The following is a 17,839-nucleotide window of genomic DNA, read 5'->3' as shown; positions in this document are numbered from 1 at the left end:
AAATGTATTAATATGAAAAACAAACTGCATTTTGATTTTAGAAAGTTATGTTTGGTATTGGCATTGATATTGACACAATGCCTGTACGCACAAAACAAGACAATTACGGGAACGGTGACTGACTCGAAGCAAGAGCCGCTGATTGGTGTGAATGTTACTGTAAAGGGTAATTCAAGCGTAGGAACAATTACCGATATGGATGGTAAGTATACTTTGCCTGTTCCCTCAGGAAAAATCACTCTTGTTTTTTCTTATATAGGATATGTGGCACAAGAAATTGTGGTAGGTTCACAGAGTACGATTGATGTAGTACTGCTGGATGACGCCCAGGCTTTGGAAGAAGTAGTGGTGGTGGGTTACGGTACGATGAAAAAGTCCGATTTAACCGGAGCCGTTTCTTCTATTAGTAGCGACCGGTTTAAGGTGGGTACCGACTTGAGTCCTCAGCAATTGATGCAGGGCGCCTTTTCTGGTGTAAATATCAGCCAGAATAGCGGTAAACCCGGTGGTTCTAATACAATCCGTGTCCGTGGAGGTACATCCATCTCCGCTTCCAATGATCCATTATATGTAATTGATGGTGTACCTATCAATAGCTCTGCCGGTGTAAGTTCAAGTCACATTGCTTCTAATGGTAGTAATACGGACTTCTTTGACCAGGAATCGGTGAATCCCTTAGCTTCTATTAATCCTAATGACATTGAATCCATCAATATCCTGAAAGATGCTTCCGCTACTGCCATTTATGGTTCCCGTGGTGCTAATGGGGTCATTATGATTACTACCAAGAAAGGAAAGAAGGGAGTTAAGCAATTGGATTATAGCTATAGTTTAGGTATTTCTAATGTGAGCAATAAGCTGGATGTACTGACGGGTGATGAATACCGTAAGGCAGTGAATGATTTAGGACTGACATTGGATGATAAAGGTGATAATGCAGACTGGCAAGACCGTATTTTCCGTACGGCAATTTCTCAGAACCATTACCTTTCTTTCATGAGTGGGGGTGAGGATACAAACTACCGTGCATCTTTGGGCTACAGCGATCAGGAAGGCGTCATGTTAGGTTCCGGTATGACCAGTGCCAATGCCCGTATGAATATTAATCATACGGCACTGGATGGCAAACTGAAACTGAGTATGAACTTGAACTATGGTGAAACAAATGCCGACCAGGCACCAGTGTCCAATACGGTTGGCAGTGAAATGGGAAGTAGCATGCTGTACGAAGCCTATGTCTTTAATCCCACTTATCCGGTCTATAATGATGAAGGTGACTTCTATGATGTGCCTCCTTATCGTGTCAACCCGGTGTCTTTTGCATCGGAGATTCTGGACGAACGTAAGAACAGGAAATTCCTGGGTAATCTGACCGCAGATTGGAATTTCTATAAACCTTTCACGTTTCAGGTGAATCTGGGCTACACTTATAATTCGATTGAGCGTAACTCCTATATATCCAAGAGCAACCTGCTTGGTAATGGTAATGGCGGCTACGTCAGCGTACAAAAGCTGCAAGACTATTCTAAATTGCTGGAAACCATCTTGAAGTATAATCAGAAGTTCGGCAAACACTCTATTGATGCCATGTTGGGGTACTCTTACCAGTATTTCTATGATGAAGGTAACCATACTCGTGCCTACGGTTTTTTGTCTGATACATTCAAGTGGTATAGCCTTGCTGCGGCAAAGACGGTGGAGAGCATAAGCAGTTTTGCTGAAAGTAACACGCTGATATCTATGTATGGTCGTATAAACTATAATTATGGAGATAAATACCTGTTTACTGCTACTGTACGTCGTGATGGTTCCAGCCGTTTCGGTGCGGACCATAAGTGGGGTGTTTTCCCTTCGGCTGCTGCTTCCTGGAGAATTTCTCAAGAAGAATTTTACCATAGCGATATTCTTACCGACCTGAAACTGCGTGTCAGCTATGGTATCACAGGTAATCAGGAAATAGGTAACTATAATTCTCTGAATACGTTGGGAGCCAGCACCAACGGATATTTGGTAGGTGGTGAAAAAGTAACCATTGTATTGCCGCAACAATATTCCAATCCGGATATAAAATGGGAACAGACTGCACAGACGGATATAGGTTTGGATTTCGGACTTTTCCACGGAAGAATTCATGGTAGTATTGATTATTACTATAAGAAAACCACCGATTTGCTGCTTTCAGTAGCAGTTCCTTCTCCGTCTTTGATTACTTCGCAGATTGCCAATGTAGGTTCAGTAAAGAATCAGGGTATTGAAATTGATTTGGGATTCGATGTGCTGCGTACAAAGAATTTCTCATGGGATATAAATCTGAACTTCAGTCGTAATAAGAATGAATTGATAAGTCTGTCGAATGATAAGTGGACCGGGGAAAATATGAAGGTAGCTCCTTGTCAAGGGCAGGGGCTTTCCGGTTCTTATGCTCAGTTGGTTATGCCGGGGCAACCATTGGGAACCTTCTATGGAAAGAAGTTCATTGGCATCAAGGACGGAAAAGAACAATTTGCCAATGATGGTGAGTCTGAAATCATTGGTTGCGCACAACCCGACTTTACATATGGCATTTCTACCACTTTACGCTATAAAAACTGGAGCTTGAGCATGAATCTGCGCGGTAGTGTAGGCAATGATGTATATAACTGTACGGCAAATAACCTTGCTTATCTGAATAACCTGCCGGGTAGAAATGTGTTGAAAGAAGCTGTGACCGCCGGTGTGAACCGTGAAGAAGCCAAGGTGTTCTCTTCCAGATTTATAGAAGATGGTTCGTTCCTGCGTATGGATAATCTCTCTTTGGGCTATGATTTCAGTTTCAAACCGTTACGTATTACCCATGCACGTGTATTTGTTTCCGGCCAGAATTTGTTCACCATTACCGGATATTCCGGTCTGGACCCTGAAGTAAACTCCGAAGTTTCAAGAACCGGCGTAGCTCCGATGGGTATCGACTATCTGAGTTATCCGAAAGCACGTACTTTCACAATGGGTATCAACGTTTCATTTTAACCTTAATTTATTATCAGAAGATGAAAACAAGAAGAATATTTAAAAGCATAGTTGCCTGTGGCATCGGAATCAGTATGTTGTCCGGTTGCCTTAATCTGGATGAAGAATTATATGGCAGACTTTCTCCTGAGACCTATTATCAGACAGAAGAAGAAGCTCTCTCTTCTGTAGTCGGTGTATATCAATATCTGGCATACATGTCCAGAGCCGGCGGTGATGGCTGGCGAATAGGAGAGTTTGGTACAGATGAGTTTTTCTGTCCGGGGCGTGCCAGTGGTGGTTGGTATGACGAAGGCAATATGCAGATAATGGCGCATAAGATAACACCGGATAATGCCCGTCTTGAAACCTGCTGGGGAACTTATTTGTTTCCGGGAATCGGCGCTGCCAATGCCGTGATAGCCAGTATGGAATCCTCTCCCATGAAAGACGACTTGAAAGCCTTGATTGCAGAGACACGGGCTCTTCGTGCCTACGGATATTATTATGCGATGGATTATTTCGGAAATGTTCCTCTTTTCACAGGAGCTAAAGTGGATGCGAATGATTTACCGAAAACGGCATCCAGAAAGGAAGTTTACGAGTTCGTGGTGAAAGAGTTTGCAGAGGCTGCGGCAGAGTTGCCTTCCATTAAAGAAGTGAATCGAGCTGCCTATTATCCGCGTTTGACAAAAGAGGCGGTATATACAGCCTTAGCTTCCGTTTACCTGAATGCTGAGGTGTATGCCGGCGAGGCTCATTGGGCTGACGTGGTGACGATGTGTAATCATGTTATCGGAACAAACGCCTATTCCCTGGAAAATAAAGTGGGAGACTGTTTCCTTGCTACAAACGAAGCAAACTCATCGGAAGTCATTTCTTCCTTTGCGGTAGACCCGTCGAAAGGTGTGGATGGAAATGAGTTTATACTCTATACCCAGCATGCCCTCGACCAGAAGAAGTATAATTTGTCTTTTGCGCCGGCCAATGGATATTGCTTTACTGATGATGCATTGAAGAGATATGAAGAAGGTGATGAACGTCTGGAACTTCTGGAATACGGACCTCAGTATTATCAGGATGGAGTGACTCCGCTATGTGATGATAAAGGTACTCAACTCGTACTGACAACCATCAAAGATATGGTTGCTGCGCAGGATAATGAAGGCTACCGGGTATTGAAATATTCACCGATAGGTGTGGCATGGTCCGGCAGTAAAGCTGATAATGATTATATTCTGGAACGCTATTCCAATGTTCTTTTGATGAAGGCTGAGGCTTTGTTCAGACAAGGAATACAGTTGGACGAAGCCCTCGAATTGGTCAATCAGGTGCGCCGGCGCAGTGGAGTGGCCGATTGGGATGAACTGACCCTGAAAAAGATAGAAGAAGAACGTGCCCGTGAATTCATCTGGGAGAATCAGCGCCGCCGTGATATGATTCGTTTTGGATCTTACTTCACAGATACCTGGTTCTATAAAACCGGTGTAACAGAAGAATGGAGGGGAATTTATCCGATACCTGCCATTCAGTTGAATAATAATCCTAATTTGAAACAAAATCCGAATTATTAATATATGTTTTTGGTATGATAAGAAATATCATTCTTTGCGTGTTAGGGTTGGTCACTTCGGTGGCCGCCCTTTCTCAGCATTTATCCGGCTACGAGCTGGAGAGAGAGATGCCGGTTTTCCTGGACCAGCTAAAGCAAGAGTTGACTTACCCTATGGCTTGGGGAAACAGTCCGATGAAGAACTTTAAGAAATGGCGTAAACAGGCGCGTAACACTGTGCTGGATGCCATGTTGGCCCCACCTCCTTATACTACTGATTATAAGTTGGAGGTAGTTGCGGAAGAACAACGCGATGGGTATAAAGCAAGGAAACTGCGCTTCAACCTGACGGGCTATTCGCGTGTGAATGCCTATATGCTGGTTCCTGACGGCGAAGGACCATTTCCGGCAGTTGTACTTCTTCATGACCACGGAGGCCATTATACAATTGGCAAAGAGAAAATGATCCGTCCCTTCGACGTGTCTCCCGAGGTGTTGGCTGATGCTGATGCATGGGCTAAACAATGCTATGGTGGGCAATATGTAGGCGATTATCTGGCGGCTCATGGTTATGTGGTTATCTCTATTGATGCCATATTCTGGGGAGAACGCGGGCGTAAAGAAGGGGTTGACGGTGACCGGCATATGGCTGTGGCGGGCAACTTTATGATGTTGGGACGTAGTTGGAGTGCTTTTATGAACTATGAAGATATGTACACCACTGATTTCCTGGCGACATTGCCGGAAGTTGACCCTGAGCGCATCGGTTGTATGGGTTTCTCCATGGGTGCTTACCGTGCCTGGATGCTTTCGGCGCTGACAGACAAAGTAAAGGCAGGAGCAGCAGTTTGTTGGATGGTGACTACGGATTGCCAATTCTCGTGGGAGTATGGACGCGAAAGAGGAGGTTTTGCCAATATGTTGCCGGGCATCAGGCGTTATCTGGATTATCCGCATATCGCTTCTATAGCTTGTCCCAAGCCCATGTTTTTCCTGAATGGCGAGCATGATAAATTGTTTCCTCCGGTGGGAGTGAATGCGGCTTTTGCCGAAATGAGGAAGGTATGGGAAAGCCGTTCGGCAGGTGATAAACTTGTTACTGAGTTATGGGATATGCCACATGACTGCGGGATAAAGGTGCAGGAAGCTGTTTTATCATTCCTGGATAAAAGTCTGTAAATCAAAGGTTAGTAGCAAGGATATCTTGCCACAGCCTTGGCAACGTTTTGCCCCTTCTTTGGCAAGGTTTTGCCACCCCTTTGGCAAGACTTTGCCAAGGCTGTGGCAAAACTTTGCCAAAGGGGTGGCAAAATGCATTCGATAACCTTCCGTCAATCTATGTTCAGCTTCCGGTTTTCTTTGTACTCAGTTGGGGTAATGCCATATTGTTGCTTAAAGCATTTACTGAAATAGTGAGAATCATTAAGCCCCACCATGTAAGCTATCTGAGCCATGCTGTATTCATCAGTTTCTATCAGTTGGGCGGCACGTTTCATGCGTATTTCTTTCAGGAACTCAACGGGCGACAGTCCGGTCAGTGTTTTCAGCTTCTTAAAGAATACGGAGCGGCTCATATTTACTTCATTGGCAATATCCTCCACCATGAGGTCGCCGTTATCCAGATGCTTTTCTATGGTTTCCATTACTTTATCCATAAATTTCCGGTCGTTGGGAGAGAGGACAGGCGTCTCTTCCTTTCCTTTGTCCGGCTGTTGCTCAATGGATGTGGGCAACAGGCTGGCACAGAACAATGCCTGCAACTTCTTGCGCTGGTCAATCAGATTGAAAATCCGTGCCTTCAGGTAAGCTGCGCTGAATGGTTTTGTAATATAATCATCCGCTCCCGATTCCAGACCCTCTATTCTGCTTTCAATAGTTGACTTGGCTGTAAGCATTACGATAGGAATATGGCTGGTGCTCATTTCTTCGCGAAGCTCACGCACCATCTCAATGCCGTCTTTCTCAGGCATCATCACGTCGCTGATGATGATATCCGGAAGGTATTTCTTGCTCTTTTCCAATCCGATAATTCCATTTTCGGCTTCTATCACATTGAAGTGCTGGATGAAGATGGTCTTGATGAAGAAGCGCAACTCCTGATTATCTTCTACTATCAGAATAGTCTCTTTTTCATTATTCAGTTTCTCTCCTTCGCTTTCGGCAAAGGAGGCCAATGGGGTATTCATGTATCCCGGAGCAACATCGGTTATGGTGTAATCAGTCAGGATGAACTCAACTGTTTTGTCGAAATGCTCCTTGCCTTTGGGAAGTTTTACCGTAAAGCAACTTCCTTCACCGGGCTTACTATGGATATTTATTGTTCCATGATGCATGTCAATCAGTTCCTTCACGAGTGAAAGGCCGATGCCGGTGCTGGCCTGATTGAACAGGTTCTTGTCCACCAGGTTTTCAAAGCGGATGAATAAAGACTTTTGCTTGCTTTCGGCGATACCAATGCCTTGGTCTTCTACCGCAATCATTACTTCATCTTCTCCATCCTGCACGATAACTTTAATTTGCTTGCCCTGGGGGGTATACTTGAATGCATTTGATAACAGGTTAAACAATATCTTCTCCAGTTTATCCGGGTCCGCCCATATTTTGAGTTGGGAGACTTGCGTAGTCATTCCAAAGTCTATTTGATGTTCGTCTGCCAGCCTGTTGAAGCTTTCCATAATCTGGCGAGTGAAGGGGATAAGGTCAATCTGCTGCACTCTCATCTTCATCTTCTTGTTCTGGATTTTGCGGAAGTCCAGTATCTGATTGACAAGGCGAAGCATGCGGTTTGTGTTGCGTTCCACTAACACCAATTGTTCTCTTTCTTCATTATTCAGCTTACCATGTTGCAATATATGCTCAATGGGGCCTGCAATTAGAGTCAACGGTGTGCGCAGTTCATGAGAAATGTTCGTAAAGAAGCGTAGCTTGATGTCTGAAATCTCCTGTTCGACAGAGACTTTATGTTTAAGCCTGAAAATGGTAAAGAGAATATAGGCGGCTGTGAAAATGACTAACAGGATGAAGAGCACATAGAGAAGATACGCCCAAGGGGTTTCCCAGAAAGAGGGGAGCACAGTGATATTTAATGTGCGTGTATTCTCTACCCATACACCGTCACTGTTTGTAGAGCGAACTTTCAGGGTATAATGTCCTTTTGGAAGATTGGTGTAAGTGGCGGTGCGCTGATTTCCTATATCATTCCAGTTTTTTTCGAACCCTTCCAGTTGGTAGGAGTAAGAAATGTTATCCGGGTATTTCATATCCAACGCTGCAAACTGAATACTGAATCCATTCTTGTCATGTGGCAATGTCAGGAGTTGGGTATCATCGATGTGGGTGGTTAGTATGCCGCCTTCTTCGGGTGTTACCGTCTTCTCCGCCTGTTGCAGGCGGGTGAAAATGATTGGGGGAGTATAAGTGCTGGTATGGATTGAGTCCGGAAAGAAATAAAGGATACCTTTGACGGTGTTGAACATCAGATAGTTGGAATGTGTGCGTAGCGCAGCTCCTTCGCTGAAATTAATCCGTCTCGGAAAAACTCTGGAAGGGTAGTTTGTGATCTTCTCCGTGTCCGGTATAAACTTGCAAAGCTCTTCTTCGGTGGCGCACCACAAATTGCCGTCTGTATCTTCTTCGATGGATAATAAAACGTCTGAAGGAAGCCCATTCTTCATGGTATAGGCTTTAAATGTGGCTTGCTCTTCGTCAAGTGACAGTAATCTGTTCAGTCCGCCCCCGAAAGTAGCCACATACATTTCTCCTTTTTGAGTGAAAAATATGTTGTGCACATCGTTATTGCTGAGGCTTTGCGGGTTACCCGGTATGCGGCTATAGCGATGGAAAGTGATATTCTCCGGTTCGCTGAAATTTCCCTCACACATTAGCAATCCTGTAGCACTGCCTATCCAGATATTGCCTTGGGCATCGGAAGTAATGAAGCGCGTGCGGTTACATTGGGTAATGGGGTAGTTTTTTAACCGGTTCCGGTAGTTAATGAACCGGGCGGATTCTCCTTCCACTCCTTTTTCCAGATAGTTTATTCCGCCCTCAAATGTTGCAATCCAAATTCGTTGCTGTTTATCTTCATACAAACTATAGATTTCATTACCACTCAGACTGTATATGTTGTCAGTATCGGCTGTGTATTGTTTCAGATGATAGGTCAATGGTTTACTTTGGGGGGTGGCTGCAAATAGTCCGTTGCCTTTGGTACCGATCCAGATAGTTCCTTCATGGTCCTGCGTGATAGCATAGGCTATACCCAATTCGTCTGTGCTGTGAGGAGAAATGGTTCCTTGCGCTGTAAGATTACCTATGTAGCGTTGTTTTTTGTCGTAAACCCGCACTATCTTATCTTTGTTTCCGGTCCATAGATACCCATTGCGGTCTTGATAGATAGCACGAATATTACTGCCGGGAAATTCAGGATCATCCGGGGCGGCTGTCAAAAGATGGAAGTGGTTGGTATTGAAAGATACTTTCTCCAGTCCGTTCCCATAAGACCCCAACCATAGATTACCTTGTTTATCGGTGAAAATAGCGGTGACTTTATTGTCGGAGCTCCATCCGGATTGCAAAGCTGGGTTGTAGAAGGGTTTTATCCGATTGTTTTTACGGTCATACCAGGCAAATCCACCGCCGGAAGGGTGCAACCATAAAGCCCCGTTTATATCTTCATAGATATACATTTCAGGTCGGGAATCAACTACATCTTTCCCATATTTATCTTTCAGGATGAAGAAATCGAACTGTTCGTTTTCTGGGTTGAAGTGCGTTACTCCTTTAGTTTGCAGACGTATCCAGACTTCTCCGTTGGAGTCTACATATGCTTCCTTAATCTGATTATCTCTTAATGAAGAGCAAGTGGAGGTGTTGTAATGGCGAAAACTCTTGCTTTTGAGGTCGTGAATGAAGAAGCCGTCGGACGCTGTACCGATAAATAGTTTATCGTGCTTTAGTTGCCGGACAGACTTTATAGAGGAGTGGGTGGTGAATTCTTCTCTTGAAAACTGACCGTTATCGGGGTGGTATTCGTACATACATCCCCGTTTGGATGTGAAGTAAATGGCATGCTCATTCTCTAATGCGTCATAAAAGGGTTGCTTATCCTTGGCTGAGGGAGAGACGAAGTAGGAGGATAGTTCCTCTTCCTCTTTATTCTTACTCAACCTGTATAACCCGTTTTCTGTAAGTATCCACTGGTTTTGTTGCTTATCTTGAAAGATAGAGTTAATCCGTTCTGAAGATGAGATTTGATGGGACTTGAAGAAATTGGTAGCTTTCATTTCCCGGGTGTCGGGCTGAATGGTTACGCGGATTAACTCATTTAGTGCAGTTACCACCCATACATCTCCACATGGAAGCACATATATGTCCTGAGACAGATAATTTTCGTAAGGAATAGCCTGGAATTGTTCGGTTCTTGGATTAAACCGATAAACCTGATGGTCATAACTTCGCACCCAGATATAGCCGTATCTGTCTTCTTTTATGTTGTCCAGGCGGTTGTTGCTTAGTCCGATACTGTCTCCCGGATGTGCTTTATAGTTCTTGAACGTATATCCGTCAAACTTATAAAGCCCGTCCCATGTAGCGAACCACATGACTCCTTTATGGTCTTGCATAATTCCCTGTATGGTTTTCTGTGCAAGCCCGTCCTCAGAGGTATATTGTGTAAAGGTGTGTGGCAATTGTGCCAGACATAAAGTGATGTTGAATATGCAAAATGTGAATAGTATTCCGATTCGTTTCATGACTGGATTCCAAACGAGATTTATTTCAACCATTTATTAAAGAACTCCAATGTTTCCCGTTGCATCTCTTTATTAAAAAAGTGCTTCTCTTCCCATATCTTAGTAACCAGACGGTCGGAGGCTTTCTGGCTCTGCCAAACGGACTGCATGATGCTATAGGCATCCTTTACCCCCTCTACAGGGAATAGTTTGTCTTGGGTACCATTGAAGAATAAGGTGGGTTTGGGACATGCAATGCTTGCCACGTGCGGATAATCAAGGTAACGGCGTAGGCTGGGTATTAGCATTGAAAAGGCCGAGCCACCTTTATTCTGATTATTCGTTAATGTCATCAGATATTCAGTAGTGTTCATCCAGCAGATGGAGGCGGAGGCTTTTATGCAGTCGGTGATTGCTGAAAGCATCCAGGAACGGTAGGCTCCCATTGAGAAACCGAGGCAACCCACTTTATTCTTATCGACAAATGGGAGTGAAGCGAGGAATTCTGCACTCCGCACATCGTCCATATTGATGAAGGCACCCCAAGAGCTACCCATTTGCTGGAAGTTGGAAGCTAAAGCTTGTTGTCCGTCATAATCTACTCCTTCTTTCCGGCCACGTTCTCCCCAGAACAGGGCATCTATGGACAGTACTACGTATCCGTGTTCGGCAAAGTAATCTCCTGTATATTGCCCGTCGTAGCAACCTACCGCCCACTTGTCGGCATCCGCCATTATCTCAGGAGTTACTCCGAACGGGCGCACCATTTTCTCTTTGCCAATGGAAAAGTGGGCTCCGTGGTCATGCAGCATGACAACTGCCGGAAAAGGGCCTTCACCATCCGGTACTAACAGGTATGCCGGAATACGGCACCATTCTGATACATTGAACATTATCTTCTGGGCTTCGTATCCGTTGCGCCGTTCTGTAGCAACTATTGTCATATCATAATTAGTAGGAGCGGGAGGGAGAATCTGCATGCACTCCAATAAAACTTCCCGTGCCTGCGAACGCCACTTGTCGAATTTGCGGACAGGGGAATTTCCCCACGCCATCGGATAAGTGAGTTGTTGTTTAAGTTGCTCGTAGAAAACAGGCATGTTCTTGACGACCCCATAAGGAATAGTATTTGTTTGGGCAATGGAGGAAAGATGTCCGAAGAGGACTACTAAAAGAATACTTGTAATGCGCTTCATAGCTTGTGGTTGTTAAAATGCAAACAAAGATACATGAATTTTATATGAATTCCTTATCTTTACCGCATAGAAAAGGCGTGCTATGATGAAAAAAATCTTATATCTGATAGTTGGGTTGGTATGTGCAGTGTCAGTAAAAGCACAACCGGATTGTTTTTTCACCCATTATTCGTCTGAAGACGGACTTTCTCAGAATACAATAATGAGCATTCTGCAAGATCACAAAGGGAATATGTGGTTTGCTACATGGGATGGCATTAATAAGTTCAACGGATATTCATTCAAAACGTATAAGGCGCGGCTCGATAACCGTATCGTGCTGAGCCATAATCGTGTGGACTATATGACGGAAGATAAGTATGGCTTTATCTGGTTGCAGACTTATGATAATCATGCCTATCGCTTTGATCCTCGTACAGAAACGTTTGAGTGTGTGCCCGGGGAGAATGAAGATGGCTTTGCCACTAACGTTACGAAGATAAAAGTGCTTCCGGGAGGAACGGTATGGTTGTTGTCGGAAACTGGAGGAGCCATTCGTGTGACGACCAATCCGCAAGACTATAGTTTAACTTCACAATGGTTTTCTGCTCAATCGGGACAATTCTCTGCAACGCGCGTGTTTCGTGTCCACGAAGACCAATCGGGTAATGAATGGATATTATCCGACAATGGATTGGGAATGCTGGCTCCCGGAGAGAAAACACCGGTCTTTTATTTTTCTGAAACTACAGAGCGGGAAAAAAAAGGTGGGCAAGCCTTCTATTCTTGTTTGGAACATGATTCGGAAATCTATTTTGGCTCGGACAACGGACGCGTGTGGCGTTATCAAAAAGAGGGTGGGCAGTTTCTGTTATTGAGCCTGACAGCTTCTTCCCGTATTGTCTCTATTGATGGTACAGATGGAGAGGAGATGATATTTACTACTGCGAAAGATGGTTTCTTTTCTTATAAGTTTAAGATAGAGGAAATGGAACACTTTCCTGCTTCCCGTTTTCCGAAAGGGTCTATCCACTCTGTTTATGTGGATAAAGCATCCGAAGTTTGGTTTGAACAACATACTCCGGGTTCAATCATGCATTTTAACCCTCATACGCGAATCTTGAAACGTGAAGAAATAGCTGTGGAGCCTACCAGCAGCGACCGTTCACGCCCGGCATTTCATGTCCATGAAGATGCTAACGGTGTGCTGTGGGTGCACCCTTATGGTGGAGGTTTCTCCTATTTTGACCGTGAGAGCAATAGCTTGCGTTCTTTTTATAATAGTCTGTCGGGACATGATTGGCGCTTCTCCAATAAAATTCATGCTGCTTTCTCTGATAGGCAGGGCAATCTGTGGATGTGTACACACTCCAAGGGGTTGGAGAAGGTGACATTCCGCCCGTCACAATTTCGGGTGATGACACCGGTTCCCCATGACTACGAATCATTGAGCAATGAAGTACGTGCTCTTTGTGAGGATGTAGACCAGAATTTGTGGGTTGGTCTGAAAGATGGTAAACTGCGGGTGTATGACAAAAATCGTGTGAACCGGGGCTACCTGACTGAATCCGGCACTGTTTCGCAGAGTGGTACTCCATTGCGCGGTACTGTGTATTTCATATTACAAGATAGTCAACATAACCTTTGGATTGCAACGAAAGGGGACGGGCTGGTGAGAGCCGAAAGGCAGAAAAATGCCTATCAGTATAAGATAACACGTTATCAGCATCAGAAAGACGATATTTACAGTTTGAGCGATGATAATGTTTACTGTGTATACGAAGATACTCAAGGACGTATCTGGATAGCTACTTTTGCCGGTGGCATAAACTATATGGCACACAATCAGGATGGAAAGGAAATCTTTGTGAATCACCGTAATAATCTGAAAGGCTATCCTATTGATTATTGTTCTAAAGCCCGTTTCATCACAGGTGATTATCAGGGAAATATCTGGATTGGAACTACTATTGGGGCACTGATGATTGATGCGAACTTCAAGAATCCCGAAGATGTGAAGTTCCATCATTTCCTGCGTATTCCGGACAATGAACATAGTTTGAGTAACAACGATGTGCATTGGATTGTATCGACTCAGAACAAAGAACTCTTCATCGCCACTTTTGGCGGCGGACTGAATAAACTGGTATCCTTGGATAAGGAGGGTAATGCTGAGTTTAAGTCTTATACAGTATCTGATGGTCTTCCTTCAGATGTGTTGCTTTCCATACGGGAGGATAAAAATGGTAGTTTGTGGTTGAGTTCGGAAAACGGAATCAGTAAGTTTGTTCCTTCCGAGGAGAAGTTTGAAAACTACGCTGATAAAGAGGTGTTTTTCCGGGCGCGTTTCAGTGAAGCCGCTTCGGAGTATACAGCATCGGGCAATATGCTTTTCGGGGCCAGTACGGGTATCTTTTATTTTAATCCGGATTCCATTTGTAAGAGCAAGTATGTGCCACCCATTGTTTTCTCTAAGTTGCTAATTGCTAATAAGGACATACTGCCCGGGCAGGGCTCTGTGCTGAAACAAGCTCTGGATGACACGAGGGAGTTGGTGTTGTCACACAGGGAGAATATCTTTACCATCCAGTTTGCTGCGCTTGATTATTCTGCACCTTCCGAAATCCAGTATGCTTATATTCTGGAGGGCTTTGAAAAAGCCTGGAACGCTGTTGGTAAGCAGCGTGTGGCAACATATACCAACCTTCCGAAAGGGCACTATGTTTTTAAAGTCCGCTCAACGAATGGAGACGGGGTGTGGACTGAAAACACGCGTACCCTGGATATCGAAATCCTTCCCTCTTTCTGGGAGACTCCGTTTGCTTATTTCTTGTATGTGCTTTTCTTTATCATGATTATTGTGGCGGCGGTATATATTTTATTCACGATTTATCGTCTGAAACATGAAGTATCCGTAGAGCAGCAAGTGACCGACATGAAACTGCGCTTCTTCACTGATATCTCTCATGAACTGCGTACACCATTGACTTTGATTTCCGGACCTGTGGAGTATGTTTTGGAGAATACCAAGCTCCCGGATGATGCCCGCGAACAGTTACAGGTGGTGGAACGGAACACGAACCGCATGTTGAGACTGATTAATCAGATTTTAGATTTCAGGAAGATACAGAACCGGAAGATGAAGATGCAGGTGCAACGTGTCAATGTGGTAGCTTTCACCCGCAAGATAATGGAGAACTTTGAGTCTGTAGCCGAGGAACATCAGATAGATTTCCTGTTTGAAACGGAAAAGGATGAATTGTATCTTTGGGTAGATGTGGATAAGTTTGAAAAGATAGTATTCAATTTGCTTTCCAATGCCTTTAAATATACTCCGAATGGGAAAATGATTACTGTCCTTGTCCGTGAAGATGAGAAAACGGTTTCCGTGGGTGTGGAAGATCAGGGAATAGGTATTGCCGATAATAAGAAAAAGTCTTTGTTTGTCCGTTTCGAAAATCTGGTGGACCGTAACCTGTTCAATCAGTCAAGTACCGGCATCGGTCTGTCGTTGGTGAAGGAGCTGGTAGAGATGCATAAGGCTATCATTACAGTCGACAGTAAACTGGGTGAGGGTAGTTGTTTTAAAGTTGATTTCCTGAAAGGGAAAGAGCACTATGATGAAACAGTGGAATTTTTGCAGGATGATGCCACCGTGGGCATGGGAATTGCAGAGCAGGTCACTGATATTGCAAGTGAAGTGCCGGTTCAACCGGAAGAAGATATTATTGCTGAAGAAGCAGAAGATGATACGGATTCTAAAGGGACCATGTTGTTAGTGGAAGACAACTCTGAACTTCGCCTGTTCCTTCGTAGTATTTTTGCGTCGGAATATAGAATTGTGGAGGCAGTGGATGGTATGCAAGGCTGGAGTAAAGCATTGAAATTCCTTCCGGATATCATTATCAGCGACGTTATGATGCCTGAAAAAGATGGTATCGAAATGACTCGTGAACTGCGTGCAGATATGACAACCAGCCATATTCCTATTGTATTACTAACAGCCAAGACTTCCATTGAAAGTAAACTGGAGGGATTGGAGTATGGAGCTGATGATTATATCACGAAACCGTTTAGTGCTACTTACCTGAAAGCACGTGTGAAGAATTTGCTTACCCAACGTCAGAAGTTGCAAGGCATCTATCGCGATAACCTGATGACAGGAAACCCGACAGTTGATTCCACCGAAGAAACAGTAGAAGAGAAGGGGCCTGAAATGTCTCCCAATGATCGTAAGTTTATGGATAAACTGGTAGACTTGATGGAGAAGAATATGGATAACGGTGATCTGGTGGTAGATGACTTGGTACAGGAACTGGCCGTCAGCCGTTCTGTTTTCTTCAAGAAACTAAAGACGCTGACTGGTTTGGCGCCCATTGAGTTTATCAAGGAAATGCGTATCAAGCGTGCTGTTCAGTTCATTGAAACGGGAGAATATTCCATGACTCAGATTTCCTATATGGTAGGTATCAACGACCCGCGCTATTTCAGCAAATGCTTCAAGCAGAAGATGGGGATGACACCTACGGAATATAGGGATAAGGGGGGAAAGAAATAATTTTATGCATTAGATTTGCAGCTATAAAGAGGAGGAAAATCTATATCTTTTGGTACTGAATGAAATGTCCCTCAAAAGTTAACAAAGACTTTTGAGGGACATTTCATTCAGGAATAGTTTCTTAAAGCTAATTTTCAAGAATTTTATCTTGGCAATTTGCTTATAATAACCTTTTTATTTCATGTACCATTTCGGGTCACCACAATTTGTTTTACCAGCAAAACTGTTATCGATAATGGTGAAATCATACTGAGCGGGATCCTTGAAAAGATTAGCTTCACCACCGTCATAGGTAATCAAATCATTGATCTTGTTGCCTGTGATTTTCATATCATTGGTTATATAACTGTTGGTAACTTCTACAGGTTTATCATTGGCGCGGATACCCTTGCCTTCGGCTAGCGTACTACCAAAAATACAGTTGGTGATAGTCACTCCTTGTGATGGACCATTACCATTTTTGTCACAATCCAATATATAGTCTCCACTGCCCAGAAGTTTGCTGAAAGTACAATCAGACAGCGTTAAGGATGTGAAGTCTGTATTTCTGCTATAAACCAAGCATTTCCCACTATAGACTACAGTCGTTTTGCTGAACTCAATATTTTCAATCTTACCCTTACCGCTACCTGCGTCTATATGTATAAGGCTGTAAGTTCTTGCATCTGCTCCATATACCGTACAGTTTTCAAATTTAACCAGATCGATAACTTTAATGTCAGAGCCCTGTAATCTCACCGGGGTATTCTTGAAGCCATAGATGAAGCTATTGCTGAATTCGATAGAACCAACTGTAGCAGCTTTTGATTGGTTGAAGAGATAATCATTGGTTGTATTGCTACCGTCTGCTTTCTTTCCAGCACCTGTAATTTCTACATTTTCAAATTTGATGAAGCTGTGAGTTCCTGCAATATCAATACCTTTGACGCCAATGATAGCTTGTTTTTCTCCAGGGAGACCGAAGAATGTTACAGACATGCCATCAGGAATGTTAATATTGTTTTCGTTGTAATAAGAACTTCCGGCAGGCAGTGCTATGTTTACAGTCTGATAGCCTGCTTCAGCCATTGTAGTGAACAAGTCATTGTTCAAGGAATCACTTGCTTGTAAGAAAGCCGTATAATCAGCATCAGGCACTTTTGCAGTTGTTGTAAAGTCTACAACACCGCGTTTTGACTCTTTATTGTAAAGAGTTGCGGTATAGGATGTGAGAGGAGTCAGACCATCTATAACAATGGTTCCATCTTCCAGATTGGTAGAAGTCAAAGTGATATTTTTGACTACTGTTCCGTTTGTATCTGTAATTTCGATACGGTCAGCAGTTGAATTAGCCGGCCAGTACAGCATTATCTTGTCATGGCTGATGGTCCATTTCTCAAAGATTTGTTCGGTACGGGTCTTGAATGAGAAATCGCTCATATATCCCCACTTAGATTCTGGCGTATTGGCAGAAAATGCTTTCATACGGATAAAATACTTGCTGTCGCTGTATAAACCTTCCAAAGTATAGGGAGATTTAGTGATAGATTTGTTTTCACCGTAAATGATTGATCCTTTACTGTTTCCCATAGCTATGTCATCGTATAGACTATCTAAACTGATTTCTATAATATAATATTCAGTTCCCGGAGTGGTAGTCCATGTGAGTTCAGCATCTGTGGCATTGGCTGATACACTCATTTTAGGAACACTGAACAGTCTGTTGTAAGACGAATCAGTGGTCCAGTCGTTCACATCGTCACAAGATGTGGCGGCGAATGCCGTCAGGAGCATTAGTGCTCCTGATAAGGCTATATATTTTAGCTTATTTGTTTTCATAACCGTTGTTTTTATGATA

General features: G+C 43.7%; 7 protein-coding genes. 4 read left to right on the top strand and 3 right to left on the bottom strand.

Annotation, left to right across the window (positions count from 1 at the left end):
- The first annotated feature begins 12 nt into the window (after nt 1–12).
- Genes HMPREF9447_RS20535 through HMPREF9447_RS20525 form a run of 3 tightly spaced genes read left to right on the top strand, consistent with a single transcriptional unit; the run spans nt 13 to nt 5,716 of the window.
- Nucleotides 13–3,006: a SusC/RagA family TonB-linked outer membrane protein gene (locus tag HMPREF9447_RS20535; RefSeq protein WP_009131707.1), complete on the top strand. Its 2,994-nt coding sequence runs from the start codon at nt 13–15 to the stop codon at nt 3,004–3,006.
- Nucleotides 3,007–3,026: 20 nt separating this feature from the next.
- On the top strand, nt 3,027–4,559 hold the full coding sequence (locus tag HMPREF9447_RS20530) for a RagB/SusD family nutrient uptake outer membrane protein (protein ID WP_009131706.1): 1,533 nt from the start codon (nt 3,027–3,029) through the stop codon (nt 4,557–4,559).
- A 14-nt stretch (nt 4,560–4,573) separates the two neighbouring features.
- The gene (locus HMPREF9447_RS20525; RefSeq protein ID WP_009131705.1) at nt 4,574–5,716 is read left to right on the top strand and encodes a dienelactone hydrolase family protein; all 1,143 of its coding nucleotides are present in this window, start codon (nt 4,574–4,576) and stop codon (nt 5,714–5,716) included.
- 152 nt (nt 5,717–5,868) lie between these two features.
- On the opposite strand, the gene HMPREF9447_RS20515 is transcribed toward HMPREF9447_RS20525, so the two are convergent.
- The gene (locus HMPREF9447_RS20515; RefSeq protein ID WP_085938353.1) at nt 5,869–10,290 is read right to left on the bottom strand and encodes a two-component regulator propeller domain-containing protein; all 4,422 of its coding nucleotides are present in this window, start codon (nt 10,288–10,290) and stop codon (nt 5,869–5,871) included.
- Nucleotides 10,291–10,310: 20 nt separating this feature from the next.
- Nucleotides 10,311–11,465: a dienelactone hydrolase family protein gene (locus HMPREF9447_RS20510; RefSeq protein WP_009131703.1), complete on the bottom strand. Its 1,155-nt coding sequence runs from the start codon at nt 11,463–11,465 to the stop codon at nt 10,311–10,313.
- Between the two features lie 85 nt (nt 11,466–11,550).
- Here HMPREF9447_RS20510 and HMPREF9447_RS20505 point away from each other — a divergent pair, with 85 nt between their 5' ends.
- Complete coding sequence (locus HMPREF9447_RS20505; protein ID WP_009131702.1) at nt 11,551–16,002, top strand: hybrid sensor histidine kinase/response regulator transcription factor; 4,452 nt, start codon at nt 11,551–11,553, stop codon at nt 16,000–16,002.
- A gap of 174 nt (nt 16,003–16,176) precedes the next feature.
- Here the strand turns inward: HMPREF9447_RS20505 and HMPREF9447_RS20500 are convergent, their stop codons facing one another.
- A complete protein-coding gene (locus tag HMPREF9447_RS20500) occupies nt 16,177–17,820 on the bottom strand; it encodes a DUF5123 domain-containing protein (protein WP_009131701.1) in 1,644 nt (547 codons plus the stop codon).
- Nucleotides 17,821–17,839 lie beyond the last annotated feature (19 nt).

Source organism: Bacteroides oleiciplenus YIT 12058 (assembly GCF_000315485.1).
GTDB classification, from domain to species: domain Bacteria; phylum Bacteroidota; class Bacteroidia; order Bacteroidales; family Bacteroidaceae; genus Bacteroides; species Bacteroides oleiciplenus.
The sequence above is the reverse complement of the archived record's forward strand: the minus strand, read 5'-3'. Positions and strand labels throughout refer to the sequence as shown.

Bases quoted from the DNA above. Each gene is read 5' to 3' on its own strand.
- HMPREF9447_RS20530 (WP_009131706.1), top strand. From the start codon at position 3,027: ATGAAAACAAGAAGAATATTTAAAAGCATAGTTGCCTGTGGCATCGGA.
- HMPREF9447_RS20535 (WP_009131707.1), top strand. From the start codon at position 13: ATGAAAAACAAACTGCATTTTGATTTTAGAAAGTTATGTTTGGTATTG.
- HMPREF9447_RS20525 (WP_009131705.1), top strand. From the start codon at position 4,574: ATGATAAGAAATATCATTCTTTGCGTGTTAGGGTTGGTCACTTCGGTG.
- HMPREF9447_RS20505 (WP_009131702.1), top strand. From the start codon at position 11,551: ATGAAAAAAATCTTATATCTGATAGTTGGGTTGGTATGTGCAGTGTCA.
- HMPREF9447_RS20500 (WP_009131701.1), bottom strand. From the start codon at position 17,820: ATGAAAACAAATAAGCTAAAATATATAGCCTTATCAGGAGCACTAATG.
- HMPREF9447_RS20510 (WP_009131703.1), bottom strand. From the start codon at position 11,465: ATGAAGCGCATTACAAGTATTCTTTTAGTAGTCCTCTTCGGACATCTT.
- HMPREF9447_RS20515 (WP_085938353.1), bottom strand. From the start codon at position 10,290: ATGAAACGAATCGGAATACTATTCACATTTTGCATATTCAACATCACT.